7 protein-coding genes are annotated in these 7,599 nt (G+C 59.8%); 5 read left to right on the forward strand and 2 right to left on the reverse strand.

What is annotated here, in order from left to right:
• Positions 1-18 precede the first annotated feature (18 nt).
• Both AC1RLZ_RS31020 and AC1RLZ_RS31025 read right to left on the reverse strand, forming a co-directional pair.
• Positions 19-519: an aldo/keto reductase gene (locus AC1RLZ_RS31020; RefSeq protein WP_493191795.1), complete on the reverse strand. Its 501-nt coding sequence runs from the start codon at positions 517-519 to the stop codon at positions 19-21.
• A gap of 242 nt (positions 520-761) precedes the next feature.
• A complete protein-coding gene (locus tag AC1RLZ_RS31025) occupies positions 762-1,436 on the reverse strand; it encodes a TetR/AcrR family transcriptional regulator (protein ID WP_493191796.1) in 675 nt (224 codons plus the stop codon).
• A 195-nt stretch (positions 1,437-1,631) separates the two neighbouring features.
• Here AC1RLZ_RS31025 and AC1RLZ_RS31030 point away from each other — a divergent pair, with 195 nt between their 5' ends.
• The 5 genes from AC1RLZ_RS31030 (at position 1,632) to AC1RLZ_RS31050 (ending at position 7,478) form a co-directional block, all read left to right on the forward strand.
• The gene (locus AC1RLZ_RS31030) at positions 1,632-2,270 is read left to right on the forward strand and encodes a hypothetical protein (protein ID WP_493191797.1); all 639 of its coding nucleotides are present in this window, start codon (positions 1,632-1,634) and stop codon (positions 2,268-2,270) included.
• A 43-nt stretch (positions 2,271-2,313) separates the two neighbouring features.
• Positions 2,314-2,682: a hypothetical protein gene (locus tag AC1RLZ_RS31035; protein ID WP_493191798.1), complete on the forward strand. Its 369-nt coding sequence runs from the start codon at positions 2,314-2,316 to the stop codon at positions 2,680-2,682.
• Positions 2,683-2,744: 62 nt separating this feature from the next.
• A protein-coding gene (locus AC1RLZ_RS31040; protein WP_493191799.1) for an IS3 family transposase occupies positions 2,745-4,096 on the forward strand; the annotation gives its coding sequence in 2 pieces (ribosomal slippage) (positions 2,745-3,081 and positions 3,081-4,096; 1,353 coding nt in all).
• Between the two features lie 116 nt (positions 4,097-4,212).
• Positions 4,213-5,025 carry a hypothetical protein gene (locus tag AC1RLZ_RS31045; protein ID WP_493191800.1) on the forward strand — a complete coding sequence of 271 codons (813 nt, stop codon included), beginning with the start codon at positions 4,213-4,215 and terminating at the stop codon, positions 5,023-5,025.
• Between the two features lie 104 nt (positions 5,026-5,129).
• Complete coding sequence (locus tag AC1RLZ_RS31050; RefSeq protein ID WP_493191801.1) at positions 5,130-7,478, forward strand: terminase gpA endonuclease subunit; 2,349 nt, start codon at positions 5,130-5,132, stop codon at positions 7,476-7,478.
• Positions 7,479-7,599: the final 121 nt, after the last annotated feature.

Consider the following 7,599-nt stretch of genomic DNA (forward strand, 5'->3'; position numbering starts at 1 on the left):
CAGGCTAATGGTAGGGGGTCAATTTTGGACGCCGATCCCCCGGCTTACGGGGTCAATATTGCAGGCCGAATGACAGTCAAGGTGGTCGGCGTTAAAATTGCACACGCCGACCGAACGGACGCGCCCCTCTTCGCGCAGGCGCAGCATGGCGCGCCAGCTTTCCACGAAGCGTCCGGCTGCCGGGACGGGCCAATGAATGAGGTATAGATCAAGAGTCTCAAGACCAAGGCGCTTGAGACTCGCGTCGAACGCCAAGAGGGTTGCATCATAACCGTGATCAGCGTTCCAAAGCTTGGTCGTGATGTGTAGATCTTCGCGGGCGACTGGCGCGCGGACAATGGCTTCGCCGACTGCGCTCTCGTTGCCATAAATCATCGCGGTGTCGATGTGGCGATATCCGGCGTCAAATGCGCTTGAGATCGAGTGTAAGGTTTCCTCGCCGGTTAGTGTCCAGACCCCCAAACCGACTCGCGGGATTGTCGTGCCGTCGTTGAGAACGATTTTCGGGATAGACGTCATGAGGGTTACTCGCTTCGGCGGAGATTGCGTACGAAGCAGCGACATCCAGCGAATTCGCAGGGTTCTGCGAATTTCGTTGTGTAACTGCCTGTTTTGCTACCACCATGACGCTTCCAGTGCATTGAAGAAATCGGTGCAATGGTTCTGACAGAACGGACCTTTTCGTCCTGAACTGACCGGCGCCGACGCGCGCGATTGGATAAAGCGCGCGGGCAACGCGACCGGCTACGAGTGATGCACGGCTACCTTCGACGACTTTCGGCGACCTTGTCCTTTGGTTGCCTATCGGTTGGCCCATACGCAGAGAAAAAGACGCTCAGGGCGCTCTTGAGTAACTGCGCACGTTCGGTTGGACCCGGCACGATGTTCAACAAGTGGGCGCGTTCAAGAATTCCGGCACCCACCAGGGACGCAAAAACCTCCGAGGCTCGTTTGGGGTCTGGAATCGACAAGCGGCCTGTCGCATCCTGAAGGGCCAGCCAATCGGCGAGCCGATTCAGCGCCCTCGTGTATGCCTCATTGTAATAGAGCTCCGAAAGCTCCGGCATATGGATCGCTTCGGCGATCATCATACGATGCAGTGACAGGACGTCAGGGTGAAGAATTCGATCGAGGAATGCTGCGGCCACTTTCTGGAGCACAATGACAGGATTCTCGTTCTTCTGATCCGCGAACATGTCCTGCGTCGCCAATACAGGTGCGACCAAGCGTCGGATCACTGCGCCGAACAGGCCAACCTTTCCGCCATATCTCGCGTAGATCGTCTTGGGCGACACATGTGCCGCACGGGCCAGCATATCGATGCTAACGCGCGAAAATCCCTTTTTACGAAAAAGCTCCGATGCGGCGTCGAGGAATGCCTCCTCATGCTGAGCAAGGAGTTCAGTGGAAATTCGGCCAAGGGGGCGCGACGTCATGGGCGGCCTTTGAGTAACGAGAACGCGAGTTCGTCATAAGGGACTTGATTTTCTAACAGATGAAGATCAATTAAGGAAGGGAAACGTTCCGTTCCATTAAATGAGGGTCAGGCATGGCTCCTGGGGCTGAGCCCGAAAAGAACGTTTCGCTCCAGGCGCTGCGGAATGTCCGCGGGATGGTGAGGAGAATGCATTGTGGAAAATCAAGGGAAGCTGAAGCGGCAATCGCACGATCTCTCGTATTCGTACCGGTTGCTCGTGGGGGCGGTTAAGCTCTCGCGTCATTCCAAGGAGAACCGTTTCGCAGGCGAGAGCGATTGGAAGCGGGTGGTTTTCCTCGGCATTCTGCTCGTATCCATCGGAGCGCTCGGCCTTCTCGATACATTCCTCCCAGGCCATCTTCCCGGTCACATTGCTGGTTCTTCGGCGATCTTTGGCGGAATGGCGATTGCAGTTCTCGTCAGCAAGATTTCGCTTGGCGTTTCATATCGCGACTGGCTGTTGAGCGCTGGCGCCTACCTTCTTGCTGGTATCGCCTTCGCTTCGGATGAAGCGTTTCTGCACTTCTCCTCGGCTGCGTACATGATCGCGTTCCTCGTGGCTTGTGGGCTTGTTCGCATCTGGATCGGCCTGACTTCAAATCCAAGCGATGCCTCACCTTCGATGGTGAATTCCGGGTGCGTAACGCTGCTGTGCGCTCTTTGGATCGCTCTGGCGTGGGCTCAAGGATCACCGCAGACCGGCGCAACAGCCTTGGCCCTCGACACGGTGTTTTGCGGCGTGGCGACTGTCGCATTTGGTGTCGCTTTGAAAGAAACCCAGCGTGCCGTGTGAGCTTCGCTGTCCATCCCGGATCTCTGCACATCGAGTGTGAACAATGGCTATCAAAACAATCGTCGCATTTCTGGAGCCGTCACGGGCAGGTTTTGATCGTGCAAATTATGCGGTCGAGCTGGCGTACAAGTTCGGCGCGCATCTGGTCGGGGCATATGTCGCACCGTCTGGATGGGGTGTCGATCCGGCCGAGGCCTACGTCAGGGGCAAGCTTGCAATCCGCCGTCTCATAGAGAGGCACAAAGCGAGGGAAGAGGAGCTGTCCGGCGCGGCGCGGCGGATGTTTGCGTCGCTTGTCGATCGGAAATGGGACGGGTTTGAATTTCGCATCATCCGGGAAGCGGACGTCGGCGACTTGCCGCTGCACCTCAAGTACAGCGATCTCGTCATTGTTCGCCGTCAGCCCCCTTGAGACAAATTGAAGGACTTCACGGAGGGAGGATTTCGGGTTCATCGTAGCCGCAAGGAGCGAAGATGAAACAGAAATCCGTACCGGGCAAAGCGCCCGCAGAACAAGTGCTGAAGGACATCCGGCGCCAGACGCGTCGGCAATACTCTGCGGAGGAGAAGATCCGCATTGTGCTGGAAGGTCTGCGTGGCGAGGAGAACATCTCTGAGCTGTGCCGCCGGGAGGGCATCGCCGCCTCGATGTATTACGGGTGGTCCAAGGAGTTCCTGGAAGCCGGCAAGCGTCGGTTGGCCGGTGACACTGCGCGAGCTGCAACACCTGGCGAGGTGAAGGATCTTCGTCGCGAGGCCACTGCCTTGAAGGAGGTCGTGGCCGACCTCACCCTGGAGAACCGTCTGCTTAAAAAAAGCATGACCGGGGATGGGGAGGACGAGGCATGAGATACCCCGCATCCGAGAAGGCCGAGATCATAGCACTGGTGGAGCAGTCGCATCTGCCCGCCAAGCGCACGCTGGACAAGCTCGGCATCCCGCGCGCCACATTCTATCGCTGGTACGACCGCTATCGGGCTGGAGGGCCTGAGGCGTTGGCCGACCATCGCTCACGGCCGGATCGCGTCTGGAATCGCATTCCGGACGACGTCCGTGGGCAGATCATCGACCTGGCGCTACAAGTCCCTGAGCTGTCGCCGAGGGAGCTGGCCGTGCGCTTCACTGACGAGAACAAGTACTTCGTCTCCGAGGCATCGGTCTATCGGTTGTTGAAGGCGCATGACCTGATCACCAGCCCGGCCTATGTGGTGATCAAGGCCGCGAACGAGTTCAAGGATAAGACCACCGCCATCAACCAGCTCTGGCAGACTGACTTCACCTACCTCAAGATAACTGGCTGGGGCTGGTATTACCTGTCGACGGTGTTGGACGACTTCTCCCGTTACATCGTGGCCTGGCGGCTCGGGCCAACCATGTGCGCCTCGGACGTCACGGCCACGCTGGACCAGGCACTGGCAGCATCGGGCCTCGATAGCGCCACTGTCCTGCATCGACCGAGACTGCTCAGCGACAATGGCGCGTCGTATGTTGCAGGTGATCTGGCCGACTGGCTTGAGGATAAGGGCATGCGGCACGTTCGGGGAGCCCCGTATCACCCGCAAACCCAGGGAAAGATCGAGCGCTGGCATCAAACCCTGAAGAACCGCATTCTGCTCGACAACTACTATCTGCCCGGTGATCTCGAACGGCAGATCGACGCCTTCGTCGAGCATTATAACCATGTTCGCTATCACGAGAGCATCGGCAACCTCACCCCGGCCGACGTCTACTTCGGCAGGGTCGAGACAATCCTCGCCGAGCGGCAACGTATCAAGCGTGCCACCATCGCAAACCGCCGCTTGCAGCATCAGCTGCAGGTCGCTTAAACTCTAACCCCTGATGAGCCAGAGCCTCCCTTCTCGAATTGCCTGATCAGTCTCAAATTATCTGACGACGGACAATCAAGTAGATGCAACAACAACAGCAATCTGGTCTGTGAAGTGTGATGTCGAAGAAGCCTCAGAAGATCGAATCGTCACGTGCGCCGCTGACCTCATCGGAGTCAGTTCCGCCTGAGCGGATCGTCGGATCGACGTCTCTTCTCGCGCGCACGCTGAACGTCGACCGAGCGACGGTTGTTCGCATGCGACGCGATGGCATGCGGTGGCACGACAAGCGCACGACTAAGCGAGGTGACGACTACTCGTGGGATCTGGCCGTCGTCTATGAGTTCGTGAAGCAGGATGCCGTCAAGACGGAACGCGAGCGCGCCGCGAAGGAAAAATCCGCTGCCGCATCCGGAAAGCCTGGCGTCCGACCAGAAGCTGATCCTGATGATCCATCCGGAACATGGGTGCATCCGCGCACCGGAAAGACCTACACGAACTCCGAGGTGATCGCGGCCGAGAAGTCGAAGATCATGGATGACTCCGAGGCCGCCGAGATCAAGCGGCGCAAGGCATTCACCGAGTTCCAGAAGCTCGACGGCAGGGCTTCGGACAACGAGGACATCATTGCGCTTTGGGGATTCCACACCGGGATGCTGCATGCCGCCTTGGAGAATCTGAAGTCGGAGTATCGGGCGCTGTTCGTTCAGCGTGACATGCACCCGAACGAGGCGCGGCGACTGGCTGACGGACCTGTCGATGAGATGATCGCGTATCTGAAGAAGACCGATCCGTTCGTGTCGCCGTTCGACGAGGAGAAGGAAGATGATGACGAAGCAGGGGGAGAACCGGGTGAAGGCGCCGTCTCCGGAGACGGAGACGAGGTTTCCGACGAAGAGGCAGAAGCCTCCGGAGCCGGAGCGGAATGATGTCGGATCTAGAGACGAGGCTGGAGGCGACGCGCGTTGACCTTCTGAAGCGGCTGGTTCGCGAGGATCGGCCGGTTCATGGGTTCGAGTCGTTGATGCGGCGGATGAGCCGCATAACGCTGCGCAGGCTGAAGCCGAGGCCTCGTGAGGATATCGTCACCTGGGCCGAGCGAGAGCTGTTCCTGAACAACCAGTCGTCGCCCGGTCGCGGCGGCAAGCGGCTGCGGCTGTCGAATTTCCAGAAGCAGATGCTGCGGATGATGGTCGCCGGAACGACCAAGCGGTTCATCTGCCGCAAGTCATCGCAGATCGGGTACTCGCTGCTGTGCGCGATCGCCGTCTTCGACGTTCTCGCGCATCTGGAACTCCCCGCCGCCTACATCTCGAGGTCCGACGCGGAAGTCGATCGGTGGATGAAGACGTTCTTCCACCCGATGCTGAACGATCCGAACAACAAGGTGCTGGCACGGACCAAGCGGACGCCGAAGCAGGGGGAGGACAAGGACTCCCTTAACGAAAAGATCTTCAAGAACGGCGCCATGTTCTTCGCGCGCACGGCCGCGAGCGATGACGCCGCCAAGGGCTTCACCGCCTGGATGGTGATCTGCGACGAGATCGACACCGACACCTGGCTGGAGCGCGCTGCCGGTCAGGGCTCGAAGCTCGACGCCATCAGGGCGCGCTTCATTCAGTTTCATGACGGCCGTCTGGTCGCTGGCGGAACGCCTACGAATGCTCGAACGTCGAACATCGAGCGTGAGATGCGGACGTCCGACGACAGGAAGTGGTTGGTGCCATGTCCGTATTGCTCGGGCGCCGTCGATCCGGTGACGAAGATGGCATGCGACGATCCAGATGCCGTCGAGATGAAGGGCCACCAGGAGATTCTCTGGGGTGACGACGACCCGGCCAGGCCGGGATTCAAGTTCGAGCTGCGGCCGCATGACCATGCGGTGCTGCAGACCGTATATCAATGCGCCTTCGATCCCACTCATCGGACCGACGAGATCGGGCCCGACATGTACAACTGGAAGGAATGGTGCGATCGGCACGGCGAATTCATACCGACCGCATCCGGCGGACGATGGATTCTCGGCGACTACGACCTGGAATGGCATCAGGAGAGCGAGCGTCTTGACGAGGAGACTGGTCAGCTTGTGCCGTTGACGACCAGCGCTCAGGAAGGCGTCGTAGGATGCAGCGCCTGGGCCGGTATCAACCCGATGCTGTCGCGCAACGAGATCGTCGCCGGCTGGCTTGACGCGAAGCGCAAGGGAATCGGCTCCATCAAGTCGTTCACACAGCACACGCTCGGCCGCGCATGGGAGCAGAGATCAGCGTACGTCGAGGTCGCCGTCTCCGAGCTTGAGAAGAACTGCGTCCGATACCCAGCCGAGATTCCGAACGACGTCCTGATCATCACCGGATTCGCCGACGCCCAGGAAGGCATGAAGAGCGGCGCCAAGGTGCAGCGCGTCGAGGTGTCTTTTTGGGGGTGGGGCCGCGAGGATACGGCATATTTCATCGCGCATCACGTGATCGAGGGGAATCTTTACGACCGGGAGATGGAGCTTCGGCTCGAGAAGCTGTTCGAGCGCCGGTACGTCAACGAGGCCGGACGGCATCTTCCGGTCATCGGGACCGGACACGACACAGGATACGAGACGTCAAAGGTCAACGACTACGTTCGAAAGTATGCAGAGCGCAACCGCATCGGTACGCGCGGCTTCGCCGACAGGACCGGGCTTGGCGCGCCGTGGCCGTCGCTCATCAATCTGAATGCAGGCTACAACGATAAGAAGGCGTGGCGCTGGCATTACGTCGATACGCTTCGCGGCAAGGACGAACTCGCCAGAAAGATGGCGCTCGGTCCGAAGATGGGCGGGATCTTCTTTCCGCGCAGCGCGGCGTACATTCCTGAATTCTTTGCAGGCCTCACGGCGGAACGACGCGTTCCGTACAAGCAGGGGTGGAAGTGGGAGCCGAAGGGCGTACTCACGGGCGAGCCGCTCGATAACTACGTCGGGTGCGCCGCGGTGCGCGACTACATCAAGGCATCTTCGCCGGCGTTCGCCGACTACGACCGCCTGGTGCAGAACGCGCCATGGGAGATTCCGTTGGTGCCGACCCTCGTGTCGCATCCTTGGGATGGCGATGACAGGTCCGTGCTGTCGCATTTGATCCCGGGCGCTCCTCTGATCGTGGATCCCGACGGCATCGGCGCCCGCGCCGCGGCGGCAGTGCGGCCGCCGGCCAGGCCGAACTTCGGCGTGCGATCGGCGCTGACCGAGCAGAAGTCGGATCGCCGTCGTCTGATCCGGTGCGCCGCGGTCCGCGCGTCGTGTCGGAGGACGAAGGAAGCGCCGGCGGCGGCTGGGGAGGAGACAGATACGGCGGATCGTCGGGCGGCGGCTGGGGTTCGTGACCAGTCACCTAAATGCGCTGTAGTTTAAATAGCTGTCACGTCTCCAACTGCGCTCTACCCATCCGTCCGGAGTGTCATTCGGCCTGCAATATTGACCCCGTAAGCCGGGGGATCGGCGTCCAAAATTGACCCCCTACCATTAGCCTGTT

The organism is Tardiphaga sp. GW822-FHT04G09 (assembly GCF_058800725.1).